We start from the raw sequence: 15,623 nt of genomic DNA, 5'->3' as shown, positions 1-15,623 counted from the left end.
CAGTCTGCCGGGTTCAGACGAGGGTACCCTTGGTCGAAGGAACCCTGTTTGCCTGTCGGGGATCGATTTCGGTGGCCGTGCGCAATGCGCGGGCAACCGCCTTGAAGCATGTCTCGGCGATATGATGGTTGTTGGCGCCGTAATGGTTCAGCACATGGAGCGTGATGCCGGCATGCTGCGTCAGCGCCTGAAAGAATTCCCGCACCAGTTCGGTATCGAAGGTGCCGATCTTGGGGGCGCTGAAGTCCACATTCCAGACGAGGAACGGGCGACCTGACACATCGACTGCCGCCTTGGTCATGGTTTCATCCATGGCGAGGTCGATAGAAGCATAACGGGTTATGCCTTTTCGATCGCCGAGAGCTTTGGAAAGCGCCTGCCCAATGGCGATCCCGGTGTCTTCCACTGTGTGATGGTCGTCGATATGCAGATCGCCCTTGGCCTCTATGTCCATGTCGATGAGCGAATGGCGGCTCAACTGGTCCAGCATATGGTCAAAAAAGCCGACGCCCGTTGAGATCCGCGACGCTCCGGTGCCGTCAATATTGACCGCCACGGAGATCGCGGTTTCGTTGGTTTTGCGGGAAATCTCGGCCTTGCGTTCCGCCATGGGAATACTCCACTGGAAAATCTGGGCGTTCCTTATCAGCCGGTGCAACAAATATCCAGAAGTTAGAGCAGCAAGCCGGAGGGGCCTGCTCGCCCTCCAGAACCTGCATCTGATTGCAATCACGAAAAGCGCGCTTACATAAGTCGGCAACGGCCATCCGGGCCAGGAACAAACGCCCAATCCTGGGCAAGCAGGTGATTTATGACGACGATTGTTACAGTGCGTAAGGGTGGTTCGGTTGTCATGGCCGGCGATGGTCAGGTCAGTCTGGGTCAGACCGTCATGAAGGGTAATGCCCGCAAGGTTCGCCGTATCGGCAAGGGGGGCGAAGTGATCGCGGGCTTTGCCGGCGCAACCGCAGATGCCTTCACGCTGCTCGACCGACTGGAAAAGAAGTTAGAACAGTATCCAGGCCAGTTGATGCGGGCATCCGTCGAGCTCGCCAAAGACTGGCGCACCGACAAATATCTGCGAAACCTGGAGGCCATGATGCTGGTCGCCGACAAGACGATCACGCTCGCCGTCACCGGAAATGGTGATGTGCTGGAGCCGGAGCATGGTGCCATGGCAATTGGCTCCGGTGGCAATTATGCGCTCGCGGCAGCACGCGCGCTGATGGACACCGACAAGTCGGCGGAAGAAATTGCGCGTCGCGCGATGGAGATCGCAAGCGAAATCTGCGTTTACACCAACGGCAGCACTGTCGTGGAAAGCCTTGATGAAGAGTGATCAGGATTGATCAGGACAGCAATCCTTCGTGGGTCGATTGACGTCACGAAACAACAAAAGACGGTGGCGCAGCGTTAGCAAACACGCTGGAGCGCCAGGAGTGACAAGATGACCAATTTTTCTCCCAGAGAGATCGTATCGGAACTCGATCGCCATATCATTGGCCAGCAGGATGCCAAGAGGGCGGTGGCGATTGCGCTTCGCAACAGATGGCGCCGGCAGCAGCTGGACGACAGCTTGCGCGACGAAGTCATGCCGAAGAATATCCTGATGATCGGGCCAACCGGTGTGGGCAAGACGGAAATCTCCCGCCGTCTGGCCAAACTTGCCGGCGCGCCGTTCATCAAGGTCGAAGCCACAAAGTTCACCGAGGTCGGCTATGTCGGTCGCGACGTCGAACAGATCATTCGCGATCTCGTTGAAATCGGCATCGGCTTGCAGCGTGAAAAGAAGCGCGCCGAGGTTCAGGCCAAGGCCCATGCCGGTGCGGAAGAACGCGTGCTGGATGCGCTTGTCGGCGCAACTGCGTCGCCAGCGACACGGGACAGCTTCCGCAAGAAGCTGCGCTCCGGCGAGATGGACGACAAGGAAATCGATATCGAAGTCGCCGATACCGCCGCCGGCATGCCGGGTCTGGAAATTCCAGGCATGCCCGGCGCCAATATCGGTGTGCTCAATCTTTCGGAAATGTTCGGGAAAGCCATGGGCGGTCGCACCAAGAAGGTCCGCACGACCGTGAAGGCATCCTATAGCGACCTGATCCGGGATGAGTCCGACAAGCTGATCGATAATGAACTGATCCAGCGCGACGCTATTCGATCCGTCGAAAACGACGGTATCGTCTTCCTCGACGAGATCGACAAGATCGCTGCCCGTGATGGCGGCATGGGCGCGGGTGTCTCGCGTGAGGGTGTTCAGCGCGATCTTCTTCCCCTGGTCGAAGGCACGACCGTGTCAACCAAATACGGGGCGGTCAAGACCGACCATATCCTGTTCATCGCCTCTGGCGCTTTCCACGTGTCGAAGCCCTCCGACCTTCTGCCCGAATTGCAGGGCCGCCTGCCCATCCGTGTCGAGTTGAAGCCGCTCAGCAAGGAAGACTTCCGACGCATCCTCACGGAAACGGAGGCCAGCCTCATTCGTCAATACAAGGCATTGATGGAAACGGAAGAATTGCACCTCGACTTCACCGAGGACGCCATAGATGTGCTCGCCGAGATTGCAGTTCAGCTTAATGAATCCGTGGAAAATATCGGTGCACGCCGGCTTCAGACGGTCATGGAACGTGTTCTCGACGAGATTTCCTTCAATGCACCCGACAGAGGCGGCAGCGACGTGACGATCGATGCCGAATATGTACGCAAGCATGTGGGCGACATTGCAGCCGACACCGATCTGTCGCGCTATATCCTCTGAACCAGGCCCATCGCCCGATCTCGCCATTTTGAGCGGGGTCGGGTCGACGCAGACGCGTTGCTTCTATAAGGAGATCGCGGAATAAATCCGCGGCGGCGGCACTTTTCGGCCATTGTTGTCGATAAAAGAACTGCTCTGAGCGGAGCAATGAGAGAATCGAAACATGCGCAACCTGCGACACTGGCTTCTGGCAGCAACTCTTGTGTTTTCGGCGTCGACCTATACCGAAATGCTGAATGCACCCGCTGAGGCAGCCCAGATCAAGGTGGTCCCGTCAGGCAACAGGCATAATGAGCAGCCGCCAATTCCCGGCGCTTCGGTTCGCCGAACCAAGGCCGGTAAGACCACGTTCGATCGCAAATATGAAAAGGTGCGCGACCTTTTGGCGACCGACACGCGCCTTATGTCCAAGATCAAGAAGACAGCTTCCGCCTATGGCATCGCTCCCATTCATATGATCGGCGCGCTGGTGGGCGAGCATACCTATAATGTCGACGCCTATGACCGGCTGCAGAGCTATTACGTGAAAGCCGCGTCCTATGCCGGCGATAGCTTCAATTTCTCCTATGACGGCGAAGCGATCAAGGACTTCATTGCAAGACCGGAATTTTCCAGTTGCAACGCGGGCGCCGATTCCTACACGCTCTGGAACTGCCGCGAAGCCGTCTGGGAGAAATCCTTCCGCGGTAAGACAGTAGGCGGCAAGAGTTATCCCGATAACCGTTTTAGTGCGGTCTTTTTCCAGCCATTCTATGCTGGCCAAACCTTTGGTCTTGGCCAGATAAACCCGCTGACGGCCCTGATGCTGACGGATCTCGTTCACAAGAAATCCGGTTATCCAAAGCTCGATGAGAACAAGGCTGCAGACGTCTACAAGGCCATCATGGAGCCTGATATTTCGCTGGCCTATATGGCCGCAGTTATCAGAAAATCCATCGACGACTACAAGCAATATGCGGATATGGATATCTCGAATAACCCGGGCATCACCGCGACCCTTTTCAATCTGGGTGACACGGTTGGTCGTGCGAAGGCACTGGCGCGCAAGAACGCCGGTGGAACGACCTGGCCAGAAGAAAACTACTATGGCTGGCTGATTAATAACCGGTTGAACGAGCTACAAGCTCTCCTTTAAGCCCAACCACACTGCTTTCTGGTGAGCGAAAGCGCCTGATTATGCCGCAGCTTAACTGGTGCAAGCTCCCGAAATCATGCCATAACCTCGCGTCGAAGGCTTATGATCTCGTCGGGGGCAGTGCGCGTGGCGTCGGATATAATGTTGGGCATAGATACCGGCGGGACCTATACCGACGCGGTCCTCTACAATGAAACGCAAGGCTTGATCGCCAAAGCCAAGGCTCTCACAACGCGCCATGACCTGGCAATCGGCATCTCCGGTGCCGTTGACTCGGTGTTTTCCCAGTCAGGTGTCGAGCCTGCCCGCATTGGCCTTGTGTCGCTGTCGACCACCCTTGCCACCAATGCCCTGGTGGAAGGGCAGGGCGGCCGCGCCGCATTGATCATGATCGGCTTTGAGCCAGATGATCTGAAGCGCGATGGACTGGCCGAGGCACTGGGCTCCGACCCCGTTATCTTTCTGCCCGGCGGCCATGATGTTCATGGAAACGAAAAGCCGCTGGATCTGACCTTGTTGGCAGGCCAATTGCCACTGCTTTCTGACACGGTCTCGTCATTTTCGGTAGCCGGCTATTTTGCCGTTCGTAACCCGTCTCACGAAATCCGGGTACGCGATTTCATCCGTGAACACACCAGTCTTCCAGTCACCTGCAGTCATGAACTTTCTTCCAAGCTGGGCGGACCGCGCCGTGCACTCACCACGCTACTCAATGCGCGGCTGGTCTCGATGATCGACAGGCTGATCGGTGCTTGTGAGGGATTTATGCATGTCCGTGGCATCGCTGCGCCCATGATGGTGGTGCGCGGCGATGGGGCGCTGATCTCTGCGGCGCAGGCCCGGGAACGGCCGATCGAGACCATCCTCTCCGGCCCGGCTGCAAGTCTCGTCGGCGCGCGTCACCTGACAGGCCTCGACAATGCCATCGTCTCCGATATCGGTGGGACCACGACGGACATTGCCGTGCTGGATAATGGACGACCAAGACTGGACGTCGACGGTGCCGTTGTCGGTGGCTATCGCACCATGGTCGAGGCCGTGGCGATGCGAACCTATGGTCTGGGCGGTGACTCGGAAGTCCGGATCGATGATCGCGGCCTGGCGGCCAGGGTCCATCTTGGTCCGCGTCGGGCCGTGCCGCTCAGTCTGGCTGCAACACTTCACGGCGATAGCATCAATGCGGAGCTTGAGCGACAATTGCGCAGCGGCCAGATCGGCCGCCACGATGGTCGCTTTGCCGTGCTCACCGGTCTGCCGGATCGTTATGCCGCGGGACTGGAACCGAAAGATGCCGAACTCTACGCGCGGATACACGCCACGCCGGTGCCGCTCGCAGACCTTTTGACCTTTGGCCCCCAGAAAGCAATCCTCGATCGCCTTGTTGCTCGCGGACTGGTGCATATCTGTGCGGTCACGCCGTCTGATGCCATGCATGTGCTAGGCAGGCAGAACCAGTGGAGCGGTACCGCAGCCGAACTTGGTCTGCGGCTGATGGCGCGCCAGCGCGATGGTGCCGGGCGGGCCATTTCTGCAGATGCGACAGCGATGGCCGAGATGATACTGGCGCGGCTGACGCGGCATTCTGCGGAAATCATCCTTGGCTCTGCGCTTGCCGAAGACGGCTTGCCCGAAATCGATCCTGCCAAGTCGGTGCTGATCGAACGCGCCTTGGACCGGGCCGAAGGAACAGTTCAGTTTTCAGTCAGCCTCGACCGTCCATTGATCGGCCTCGGTGCCTCAGCACCCGTCTATTATCCATCCATCGCGTCCATACTCTCGGTGGAACACGCCATTCCGTCAGCAGCCGATGTTGCCAATGCGGTGGGGGCAGTGGTTGGACAGATCAGGGAGGTGGTGAACCTGCTTATTACCACGCTCGAGGAAGGACGTTTTGTCTTGTCGGGCGCTGGCGAAATTATGATCTTCTTTGACGAGGAACAGGCGATTGATGAGGCCAGACGACGTGCAGGCGAACTGGCTTTGGCCCGGGCAAAGGCAAATGGCGCCGAAGATGCCGTCGTCAATGTCGAGGTCAGCAGCGACGCGCCGGAGGTTGAAGGCTCGCGCAAATTGATCGAAGCGCGCATTATCGCGACTGCCACCGGCCGACCAAGGATCACAAATGGATGATTGTTCTCAAATTGGAATAAATCTTTCGAATTGTGGACCAATTGACAGAAAATACAAACAGGCCTTACCTGCGGCAACGCATCTTAAAGCCTGCGCTACAGGAGAAGAAACATGGCTCGCATCGAAAAATATGGACTGGGCATAGATCGGCAGCTCCACGATTTCATCGTGGAAAAGGCGCTGCCTGGCACCGGTGTCGAGGCGGAGCAGTTCTTTTCCGGCCTTGCCACCCTGTTTGCAGACCTGGCACCGAAAAACAGCGCCCTTCTGGCCAAACGCGATGACTTGCAGGCGAAGATCGATCATTGGCACCGCGACAACGGTGCACCGTCCGATCTTGCGGCCTATGAGACCTTCCTGCGGGACATCGGCTATCTGTTGCCCGAAGGTGGTGATTTTTCCGTCGCCACCGAAAATGTCGATCCTGAGATCAAGGCGATTGCCGGACCGCAGCTTGTCGTTCCGGTCATGAACGCCCGCTACGCGCTTAATGCGGCCAATGCCCGCTGGGGTTCGCTCTACGACGCACTTTACGGAACGGATGTAATTGCCGAGACAGACGGAGCGGAAAAAGGCAAAGGCTACAATCCGCAGCGCGGCGAAAAGGTCATTGCCTGGGCGCGCGATTTCCTCGATCAGTCGGCCCCTCTGTCGGGTGCGAGTTGGAAGGATGTGACTTCCTTCCGCGTCCAGGACGGCGCACTGTTTGTGAACCTTGAGAACGGCAACAAGACCGGTCTATCCGATCCGTCGCAATTTGCCGGCTATCGCGGTCAGCCTGCGGCTCCAACCGCCCTTGTTCTGACCCGCAATGGTCTGCATGTCGAGGTCCGTATCGACGCAGAAGCGCCAATCGGCAGCACTGACAAGGCATATATTGCCGATGTGGTCGTCGAATCGGCGATCACCACGATCATGGATTGCGAAGACTCCGTCGCCGCGGTCGATGCGGAAGACAAGGTTGTCGTCTATTCCAATTGGCTGGGCCTGATGAAGGGTGATCTCACAGAAGAGGTGACGAAAGACTCAAAGTCTTTCACCCGCAAGCTCAATCCGGATGTCACCTTCACAGGATCAGACGGAAGCGATGTTTCCATTCCGGGGCGCTCGCTTATGCTGATCCGCAATGTCGGGCATCTGATGACCAATCCGGCCATTCTGGACCAGAACGGCAATGAAGTTCCGGAAGGGATCATGGATGCCGCAATCACAGCGCTGATCGCACTTCATGATGTCGGACCCAATGGCCGCCATCTGAATTCCCGCGCCGGTTCCATGTATGTGGTAAAACCGAAGATGCATGGCCCGGAAGAGGTGGCCTTTGCCTGTGAGATCTTCGCGCGCGTTGAGGCCCTTGTGGGTATGAAGCCAAACACTATGAAAATGGGCATTATGGATGAGGAGCGCCGCACCACGGTCAACCTCAAGGAATGCATCCGTGCAGCCCGTGATCGTGTGGTCTTCATCAACACCGGTTTCCTCGACCGTACCGGAGACGAGATTCATACCTCGATGGAAGCCGGCCCGATGATCCGCAAGGGCGACATGAAACAGGCGGCCTGGATCAGCGCCTATGAAAACTGGAACGTCGATGTGGGTCTGGAATGCGGGCTGTCCGGTCACGCGCAGATCGGCAAGGGCATGTGGGCCATGCCGGATCTGATGGCAGCCATGCTGGAGCAGAAGATCGGCCATCCGAAAGCAGGCGCCAACACTGCCTGGGTCCCGTCACCGACCGCGGCAACGCTGCACGCCACCCATTACCACAGCGTCAACGTGGCGGATGTTCAGGCGAGCCTCAAGAGCCGCCCGCGCGCAAAGCTCGGCGACATCTTGTCTGTTCCGGTTGCCCCACGCCCCAACTGGACGCCGGAAGAAGTCCAGCACGAAATTGACAACAATGCGCAGGGTATTCTGGGCTATGTCGTGCGCTGGATCGACCAGGGCGTCGGATGCTCCAAGGTTCCGGACATCAACGATGTCGGCCTGATGGAAGATCGCGCGACCCTCCGTATATCTGCCCAGCACATGGCCAACTGGCTTCATCATGGCGTTGTGACCGAAGCACAGATTGTGGAAACGATGAAGCGCATGGCAGCGGTCGTTGACCAGCAAAATGCCGGGGATGCCGCCTATAGCCCCATGGCAGCCAATTTTGATGATTCAGTCGCCTTTCAGGCAGCGCTTGAACTGGTGCTGAAGGGACGCGAGCAGCCGAACGGTTACACTGAACCGGTTCTGCACCGCCGCCGCCGCGAGCTGAAGGCAAAGCTGGCGGGCTAAGCAGAGTGCCTCTCCAAACAAAAAACCTCCGGCACGCGCCGGAGGTTTTCTTTTGATCTCGACAGAATGGATGCGGATTACTGAATAACCACGACCTTGGAGTTCTTGCCGGGGCGAACCCGGTTATAGAGGTCAATGACGTCCTGATTCATCAGACGGATGCAGCCGGACGAAGCGGCTGTGCCGATCGACTGCCACTCGGGCGTGCCGTGAAGGCGAAACAGCGTATCCTGACCTTTTTCATTGAAAAGATACATCGCGCGCGCGCCCAGCGGGTTACGCAGGCCCGGGCCCATGCCGTCTTCGACATATTTGGTCAGCTCAGGTTTGCGGACCGCCATTTCCTTAGGCGGGTGCCAGCTCGGCCATTCCTGCTTCCAGGCCACATAGGCATTCCCGGACCAGGCAAAACCTTCTTTGCCAACGCCGATACCATAACGCATCGCGCGACCATTCGGCATGATGTAATAGAGGTAGCGCTCGCGCGTATTCACGATGATTGTGCCTGGTGCCTCGCTTGTCCTGTAGGAAACGATCTGGCGGTGGAACTTCTTGTCCACGCGGTTGATCGGCACCGCAGGCAGGGTATAGCCGGCGTCGGTCACCGTGCCGTAGGAATCCGTGAAAATCTGCGCCGTCTCAACCTTCCCGCCTTCGGGCGAGGTGGTTGTGCAACCGGTAAGCGCGATGGCGGCCACAAGGCCGAAAAGGGGCAGTGCATTGCGAAGACGCATGGAGGGCTCTTGCTCGTGAGGGGATGCGATGGTCATTGGAACCATCATCGATTATGGTTTATTTGTAATTATGTGAGTCTTGGCAAGGGCTGGTGGCATTGCGAGCCCGTGACTGCGAGCAAATTGAATCCGCATTGCTTTTTTGCAACATGGCTGGCGATGCGCGCGGATGTTACGAATGACTATCTTTTCTGTTACGGTCGCCAATCCGTTAATCGATGGACGACAGTCTGAAAACGCGATGCTGGTGCGTCGCGGCGTGCAAACGCTGTTGCATGACATGCGGCTGGCGGTACTCCCCGAACTGCAATTGGCCAGCGGTCGCCGTGCCGATCTGGTCAGCCTCTCCGACAAGGGCGAGATCTGGATCATCGAAATCAAGTCATCGATCGAGGATTTTCGCGTCGACAAGAAGTGGCCGGACTACCGTCAGCATTGCGACCGGCTGTTTTTCGCGACGCACCGCGAGGTGCCGCTCGAGATTTTTCCGCAGGATTGCGGCCTTATACTGTCAGATGGATACGGGGCCCATATGGTGCGCGAAGCGCCACTCCACCGGCTGGCTCCCGCGACCAGAAAATCGGTGACGCTTCAATTTTCCCGCACGGCGGCCCAGCGTCTTATGCTGGCGGAATGGGCGGCAGCCAAGACGCCGCTGATCGAATAGACGCTTTATTTGGGTGCGCGTTTTGCCAGAATGCGCTGCAAGGTGCGGCGATGCATGTTCAGCCGTCTTGCGGTCTCAGAGACATTGCGCTCGCAGATCTCATAAACGCGTTGAATATGTTCCCAGCGCACGCGGTCCGCCGACATCGGATTTTCCGGAACCTCGGCCTTTTCGCCTGGTCGCTGCGTCAAGGCGTTGAACACGTCGTCCGCATCCGCCGGCTTTGACAGATAGTCGAGCGCACCGAGCTTGACTGCCGTAACTGCAGTGGCGATGTTGCCGTATCCGGTCAATACCACGATTTTTGTATCGTCCCGGCGCTGCCGTATGGCCTCGATCACATCAAGACCATTGCCGTCCCCCAATCTCAGATCGACGACAGCATATTTCGGTGGCGCAGCTTTTGTCTTGGCAATGCCTTCGGCTACAGATGCGGCAATCTCGACGGTGAAACCGCGCGTCTCCATGGCACGCGCCAGGCGGCGCAGGAACGGTCCATCGTCGTCAACGATCAACAGGCTCGGGTCTGAGCCAATATGGGCGTCGTTGGATTGGCTCTGTAGAGGAACCTGATTGGATTCGGCTTGATTTGCTTCATTCATGATTGACATCCCTACGGCGCATTCATGTCATTTCGGTTGGACCGGTTATGGACAGGAATGATTGGCCGGTAAAGTTAATTCGTTGACTGTGCTTCTATCAGGTTCCGCGGCCAGCTGATGGTGACCCGTGCTCCGTGTTTGCTGGTGTCGCGGTTCTCAAACCGGAGCGCCGCTCCCGAGCGCTCCAGCAGCGTCTTGGCAATAAACAGACCCAGACCCAGACCGCCAGCGCGTTCGTTTCCCGGCCGTGTTGTAACATAGGGCTCACCAATGCGGCCCAAAATGTCCTGCGAATAGCCTTGCCCGTCGTCTTCGATCATGATCGAGATCTTTTCCTTGTTGTGGGACACGGTCAGTGTGACTTCTTCGCGGGCAAAGTCGACGGCGTTTTCGATCAGATTGCCCAGACCGAACATGACGCCGGCATTGCGCATGCAGATCGGCTCCTTTTCGCCCACATTCCGGTCTGCCAGGACGATGCGAATGCCGAACTCGCGATGCGGGGCCACTACTTCCTCGATCATGGATGAAAGCGGCAATCGGCTCATATGCGCTTCGCGTTCCGACGGCAGTGATGTCAGGCGCCGCAGAATATCCCGACAGCGCTCGCTTTGGCTTCGAAGAAGTTGCACATCCTCGCCAAAACGCTCGTCATTGCCAAGTTCCCGCTCCATTTCCTTGGCAACCACGCTGATGGTGGCAAGCGGAGTGCCCAGTTCGTGGGCTGCAGCAGCAGCCAGCCCATCAAGCTGCGATAAATGCTTTTCACGCTGGACAACAAGCTCCGTTGCCGCAAGCGCTTCTGCCAACAACGATGCCTCCTGTGAGACGCGATAGGCATAGAATGCGGCAAATCCGGTCATCGAGATAATCGCGCTCAGGGTTGCAAACTGCATGACCGGCAGCATCAACAGCGTCTCGCCCTCATACCATGGCAGCGGAAAAGGAGAGATCACCAGCGCGGATATCGCAAGTATGGCCAGAACCATGAGCCACAGGGAATATCGCAAGGGTTGCGACGCAAAGGATATGATCACCGGGACGCACAACAAAGGTGCAAACGGGTTTGCAATTCCGCCGGTGATGAAAAGCAGGGCGGCAAGCTGCACCAGATCGAACCCGAGCAGACAAAGTGCCGAAAAGGGCTCAAGTCTGTGTGTGGGCGGAAACCGGATCGACAAGGTGACATTCGCGATCACCAACGCGCCGATCAGAAGTCCGCAGGCAACCAGAGGCAGCGGAAACGCCAGCCAGAAGCTGACCAGCATCACCGTGGCGGTCTGGCCGGCGACAGCAAGCCATCTGAGGCGCATCAGTGTTTGAAGTCTCAGCCTGCGGCTTGAATGATCGAACCTCTTGTTGATGACCGCAGCATTCGTCATTTGGACCACAATCGCGGCCTCACGTTCCCCGCGGTTTTGCTCGGGTCGTCGGCTGCGCCTCGGCGGGATTTTCCGGCCATTCGTGTTTCGGGTAACGGCCGCGCATATCCGCGCGCACGTCCTTCCACGATCCCGCCCAGAAACCGGGCAAGTCGCGTGTTTTCTGGATAGGACGGTGGGCAGGCGAGGTCAATTCAATCAGCAGCGGCAGATTGCCACCTCTGATGGCGGGATGTTGCCTGAGACCATAGAGCTCCTGGACCCGGATTGAGACGACCGGCTCATCTCCATCATAGGCAATCGGGTGGCTCTGCCCGGTCGGTGCAATAAAATGTGTCGGCACAAGCTTGGCCAGATCCCTTTGCAGATTGTGCGGAACCAGCGACATCAATCCATCGTGAAGACTGCTCGCCGAGATCGAGCTCAGGTCCCGCGCAGTGCCTTGGAATGGAATGAACCATTCATCCAAGCGATCCATCAGAGCACGATCCGACATGTCGGGCCATGGTTCGCCGATGCTCTGGTGAAGGAAGCTCACTCTTTGGCGCAGCTGTCGTGTGCTCTTTCCAAGGGGAAGCGCCGACAGGCCCAACAGGCGCACCCCGTCCGCGAGCGCCTGCGCAAGTGTCTCGCCGGATGGTGCGGGAAGCGGTGTCTCTTCAAGAATGATCGCGCCAATGCGAACGACCCGCCGCGCCCGGACCTTGCGGCTTTCTGGGTCAAAGAAGCCCTCTTCCTGCCGCAGCAAAAGGTTGGGCATTTCGTCTTCGACATCTGCGCGGCTGATTTCAGCTGCAGCGAGAATGCGTGCCTGCACGGCACGGCCTGTCATATCGGCAACCACCAGCATGCGCGCATTGGCAAGTCGATCCGTATCCTGAACCTGGGCACCTCGACCATTGGACAGCACAAACCTGCCTTTTGCTGCTCTTGCGAAGGCGATCCTGTCCGGAAAGGCGTGCATAAGATAAATCCCGGCAGACAATGTCTCGGCCGATGACGGTTGTTTCATTGCCAGATGTTCGAGATCGGCGGCAAGCCGGGCTGCAAGGGTGCGGGCCGATTTCGCCCGCGGACTGTTGTCCTGGCGAAAACGCCGCAATCGCTCATCGAGATCGATGTCATTGCCCCCCAATCCCTGTTCGCCCAGGAGAACGGCGAGAAGGCTCGCCTCGCGCGCCAGACCGCGTTCCGCCGACGTCACCACCATGGCGGCGAGCCGCGGCGACAGACCAAGGCCGCGCATCATCTTTCCACGCTCGGTCAAACGTCCATGGAGATCAACGGCGCCCAGAGACTGCAAAAGCGCGCGCGCCTCCTTGAAGGCAGCAGCAGGTGGTTGGTCGATCAAGGCAAGCGATGACGGGTCGCTGACGCCCCAATGCGCCATATCGAGAACGAGGCCCGACAGATCGCTTGCCAGGATTTCTGGCGGAGAGAAAGGCGGCAGACCCGCAGTCTGCCCCGCATGCCAGAGGCGAAGGGCAATGCCGGGTTCTGTTCGTCCGGCACGACCGGCCCGCTGATCCGCCGAGGCGCGCGAGGCTTTTACGGTTTCCAGACGGGTAATGCCGGTGGCAGGCTCGAACACCGGCAGCCGCTGCTGCCCGCTGTCGATCACGATACGGACGCCGTCAATGGTAATCGACGTTTCGGCAATGGAGGTGGCAAGAACGATCTTGCGCGTACCACGCGCTGCCGGGCGAATGGCCGCATCCTGTTCGCTCTGGTCCAGATTGCCATATAAAGGCGTCACATGCGTAGCGACGGGCAGGCGTCCTTCCAGTCGCTCGGCAACACGGCGAATTTCCGCCTGCCCGGGCAGGAAAGCCAGGATCGAACCGTCTTCCGTCGCATGCATGTCGAGGATCGCATCGGTCATGGCGTCCTCGATCCGCATACTGCCCGGCCTGTCTCGATACCGAATGTCGACCGGATAGCTGCGTCCATGGCTTTCGATCACCGGAGCACCCACCAACAGCTCGGCTATACGCGCGACATCTAGCGTAGCCGACATGACCACGAGCCTCAGATCCGGGCGCAGGGCAGATTGGACATCGAGTGCCAGTGCAAGACCGAAGTCGGCATCGAGAGAACGCTCGTGGAACTCGTCGAACAGCACCGCCGAGACGCCAGACAATTCAGGGTCGTCGAGGATCATCCGCGCAAACACACCCTCGGTGACCACTTCGATGCGGGTTCTGGTCGAGATCCTGCTGTCGAGACGCATCCGGTAGCCAATGGTCTCCCCAACCGCCTCTCCGAACAGAAAGGCCATTCGCGCGGCTGCCGCACGGGCCGCCAGCCGCCGTGGCTCCAGGACAATAATCTTTCCATTGGCCAGCCAATCCTGTTGCAGAAGGTAAAGCGGCACGAGCGTTGTCTTGCCGGCTCCGGGTGGGGCCGACAGAATGGCACGATTAGCCGCAGCAAGTGCCGAACCAAGGTCTGGCAGGACGGCGGTAACAGGAAGGTCGGGAAGCTGAAAGGGCATGCTCAGGGCTTTGACGGACCGTCAATACCGGCAACCGTTTCATAGGCGAGGATGGCGCCAGCCAGATCTTCGCAGGCCGCACCAACCGATTTGAACACGGTGATCTGCCGATCATCCGTGCGTCCCTTGACGTCTCCGGTCACCAGTCGACGCAGGTCACCTTGGATATCGTCTTTCGTGATGGCACCGCTCTCCATGGCCTGAATGACATCACCGGCTTCATGCAGCGCGCCCTCCATCGTATCGACATAGAGATCGGCCCGCCGCATGGCCTCATCGTCGCTTTCGCGCATGCCGGCTTTGAAGGCCCCGATCAGATCAAGATGCACGCCAGGCTTCAGCCAGTCTCCATGAACAAGCGGTGTGGTCGAAAGCGTGGCACAGGAAATGATATCGGCTGTGCGGGCGGCGGCCTCCAGGTCAGCGCAAACTGATGCATTGAAGCCAAGCGCGCGCGCCTCCTTGGCCGTCGCTTCAGCCTTGTCCGGCGAACGGCCCCAGACGGAGATCCGTTTCAAGGGCCGCACGCTGGCATGGGCCTGCATCAGATTAAGGGACAGTCTGCCAGTCCCCACCATCAGCATGTGTTCGGCCTCTGCGCGGGCCAGATAGCGCGCGGCAAGCGCTGAGGCTGCAGCCGTGCGCCTCGCCGTCAATTCGCCGCCTTCTATAATGGCAAGAGATTCACCGGTCTTTCCGGAAGACAGGAGGTAACTGCCAAAGATTGCCGGAAGCCCACGTGTGTGGTTGTCGGGAAAGACCGACACCTGTTTCACGCCGATATAGCGATCGGCAAGCCAGGCCGGCATGAGCAGCAATGTCGCCGCCGCTTCGTCTCCGGGCATGGCGATATCGTGATGGTGCCGGGCCGGCATGCCGCAGTCGCTGGCAAACATGGCGGCGATGGCATCGATCAGGGCGGGCCAGGCAAGGGCCCGGGCGGTCTCGGCGGCATTGAGAACAAGCATGAATTGACTCCGGTTATGTGCGCCAGACACTAACAAGAAGCAGAGCTCTTTCAATTGGCAATTGGCTGAATGCGTGCAATTGCGAAGGATCGCATGGCGATCGCGGCGCTGATCTGTTTTGGTTGGCTGTTCATCCGGTTTTGCGAAGAATGTGCGTAACGACGCATATGCAGAATCTTGTCTGCCGCATCATTGGGCGTAGAATACTATTTAATTTCAACAGGTTGAAATTTGTTGCCGTTTTTTGACGCATTTGCTGTTGACTTCATGTCGGTGTAGCTCTAGAACCCGCTCACCGAACGAGAGGGGCGGCGCTTCTGGCGACGGACTGCTTTGTTTCGGTTAACTTCATTCGAGATTGGCTGCGATGCTGGTTTTGGCCCAGGGCTTTATGTGTTTGGGCATTGAAGGTTTGACGCTTTTGAATGAGTGTCGGTTATTTGACAATTGAATATGGAAGAAAGAGAAACGTG

At 58.2% G+C, this 15,623-nt stretch carries 12 protein-coding genes; 6 read left to right on the top strand and 6 right to left on the bottom strand.

Annotated elements, in window-relative coordinates:
• Window positions 1-13: 13 nt before the first annotated feature.
• Complete coding sequence (gene hisB / locus ACQQ2Q_RS17130; RefSeq protein ID WP_428188341.1) at window positions 14-610, bottom strand: imidazoleglycerol-phosphate dehydratase HisB; 597 nt, start codon at window positions 608-610, stop codon at window positions 14-16.
• A gap of 201 nt (window positions 611-811) precedes the next feature.
• Here hisB and hslV point away from each other — a divergent pair, with 201 nt between their 5' ends.
• The 5 genes from hslV to ACQQ2Q_RS17105 all read left to right on the top strand — a co-directional run bounded on the left by hslV (window position 812) and on the right by ACQQ2Q_RS17105 (window position 8,303).
• The gene (hslV, locus tag ACQQ2Q_RS17125; protein WP_428188340.1) at window positions 812-1,339 is read left to right on the top strand and encodes an ATP-dependent protease subunit HslV; all 528 of its coding nucleotides are present in this window, start codon (window positions 812-814) and stop codon (window positions 1,337-1,339) included.
• 108 nt (window positions 1,340-1,447) lie between these two features.
• Complete coding sequence (hslU, locus tag ACQQ2Q_RS17120) at window positions 1,448-2,755, top strand: ATP-dependent protease ATPase subunit HslU (protein ID WP_428188339.1); 1,308 nt, start codon at window positions 1,448-1,450, stop codon at window positions 2,753-2,755.
• A gap of 229 nt (window positions 2,756-2,984) precedes the next feature.
• Window positions 2,985-3,890 (top strand): DUF1402 family protein, encoded by a 906-nt coding sequence (locus ACQQ2Q_RS17115; protein ID WP_428188525.1) that lies wholly within the window; start codon window positions 2,985-2,987, stop codon window positions 3,888-3,890.
• A 126-nt stretch (window positions 3,891-4,016) separates the two neighbouring features.
• Window positions 4,017-6,020 carry a hydantoinase/oxoprolinase N-terminal domain-containing protein gene (locus ACQQ2Q_RS17110; protein WP_428188338.1) on the top strand — a complete coding sequence of 668 codons (2,004 nt, stop codon included), beginning with the start codon at window positions 4,017-4,019 and terminating at the stop codon, window positions 6,018-6,020.
• A gap of 111 nt (window positions 6,021-6,131) precedes the next feature.
• A complete protein-coding gene (locus ACQQ2Q_RS17105) occupies window positions 6,132-8,303 on the top strand; it encodes a malate synthase G (protein ID WP_428188337.1) in 2,172 nt (723 codons plus the stop codon).
• 77 nt (window positions 8,304-8,380) lie between these two features.
• Here the strand turns inward: ACQQ2Q_RS17105 and ACQQ2Q_RS17100 are convergent, their stop codons facing one another.
• Complete coding sequence (locus ACQQ2Q_RS17100; RefSeq protein WP_428188336.1) at window positions 8,381-9,037, bottom strand: L,D-transpeptidase; 657 nt, start codon at window positions 9,035-9,037, stop codon at window positions 8,381-8,383.
• Between the two features lie 178 nt (window positions 9,038-9,215).
• Between ACQQ2Q_RS17100 and ACQQ2Q_RS17095 the strand changes: the two genes are divergently transcribed.
• On the top strand, window positions 9,216-9,704 hold the full coding sequence (locus ACQQ2Q_RS17095) for an MmcB family DNA repair protein (RefSeq protein ID WP_428188335.1): 489 nt from the start codon (window positions 9,216-9,218) through the stop codon (window positions 9,702-9,704).
• Window positions 9,705-9,709: 5 nt separating this feature from the next.
• Here ACQQ2Q_RS17095 and ACQQ2Q_RS17090 read toward each other — a convergent pair whose 3' ends face one another.
• The 4 genes from ACQQ2Q_RS17090 to ACQQ2Q_RS17075 form a co-directional block, all read right to left on the bottom strand.
• A complete protein-coding gene (locus ACQQ2Q_RS17090) occupies window positions 9,710-10,306 on the bottom strand; it encodes an ActR/PrrA/RegA family redox response regulator transcription factor (RefSeq protein ID WP_428188334.1) in 597 nt (198 codons plus the stop codon).
• Between the two features lie 74 nt (window positions 10,307-10,380).
• A complete protein-coding gene (locus tag ACQQ2Q_RS17085) occupies window positions 10,381-11,688 on the bottom strand; it encodes an ActS/PrrB/RegB family redox-sensitive histidine kinase (RefSeq protein WP_428188333.1) in 1,308 nt (435 codons plus the stop codon).
• Window positions 11,689-11,707: 19 nt separating this feature from the next.
• Window positions 11,708-14,182, bottom strand: coding sequence for an ATP-dependent helicase HrpB (gene hrpB / locus ACQQ2Q_RS17080; protein WP_428188332.1), 2,475 nt, complete (start codon window positions 14,180-14,182; stop codon window positions 11,708-11,710).
• A gap of 2 nt (window positions 14,183-14,184) precedes the next feature.
• Window positions 14,185-15,150, bottom strand: coding sequence for an ornithine cyclodeaminase family protein (locus ACQQ2Q_RS17075; RefSeq protein WP_428188331.1), 966 nt, complete (start codon window positions 15,148-15,150; stop codon window positions 14,185-14,187).
• Between the last annotated feature and the right edge of the window lie 473 nt (window positions 15,151-15,623).

Origin of the sequence: Agrobacterium sp. ES01, assembly GCF_050320885.1 — a bacterium.
Classification (GTDB): domain Bacteria; phylum Pseudomonadota; class Alphaproteobacteria; order Rhizobiales; family Rhizobiaceae; genus Allorhizobium.
This window is presented reverse-complemented; position numbering and strand designations above follow the sequence as displayed.

Bases quoted from the DNA above. Each gene is read 5' to 3' on its own strand.
- ACQQ2Q_RS17085 (WP_428188333.1), bottom strand. From the start codon at position 11,688: ATGACGAATGCTGCGGTCATCAACAAGAGGTTCGATCATTCAAGCCGC.
- ACQQ2Q_RS17115 (WP_428188525.1), top strand. From the start codon at position 2,985: ATGCTGAATGCACCCGCTGAGGCAGCCCAGATCAAGGTGGTCCCGTCA.
- ACQQ2Q_RS17095 (WP_428188335.1), top strand. From the start codon at position 9,216: ATGACTATCTTTTCTGTTACGGTCGCCAATCCGTTAATCGATGGACGA.
- hrpB (WP_428188332.1), bottom strand. From the start codon at position 14,182: ATGCCCTTTCAGCTTCCCGACCTTCCTGTTACCGCCGTCCTGCCAGAC.
- ACQQ2Q_RS17105 (WP_428188337.1), top strand. From the start codon at position 6,132: ATGGCTCGCATCGAAAAATATGGACTGGGCATAGATCGGCAGCTCCAC.
- ACQQ2Q_RS17090 (WP_428188334.1), bottom strand. From the start codon at position 10,306: ATGAATGAAGCAAATCAAGCCGAATCCAATCAGGTTCCTCTACAGAGC.
- ACQQ2Q_RS17100 (WP_428188336.1), bottom strand. From the start codon at position 9,037: ATGCGTCTTCGCAATGCACTGCCCCTTTTCGGCCTTGTGGCCGCCATC.
- hslV (WP_428188340.1), top strand. From the start codon at position 812: ATGACGACGATTGTTACAGTGCGTAAGGGTGGTTCGGTTGTCATGGCC.
- ACQQ2Q_RS17075 (WP_428188331.1), bottom strand. From the start codon at position 15,150: ATGCTTGTTCTCAATGCCGCCGAGACCGCCCGGGCCCTTGCCTGGCCC.
- hisB (WP_428188341.1), bottom strand. From the start codon at position 610: ATGGCGGAACGCAAGGCCGAGATTTCCCGCAAAACCAACGAAACCGCG.
- hslU (WP_428188339.1), top strand. From the start codon at position 1,448: ATGACCAATTTTTCTCCCAGAGAGATCGTATCGGAACTCGATCGCCAT.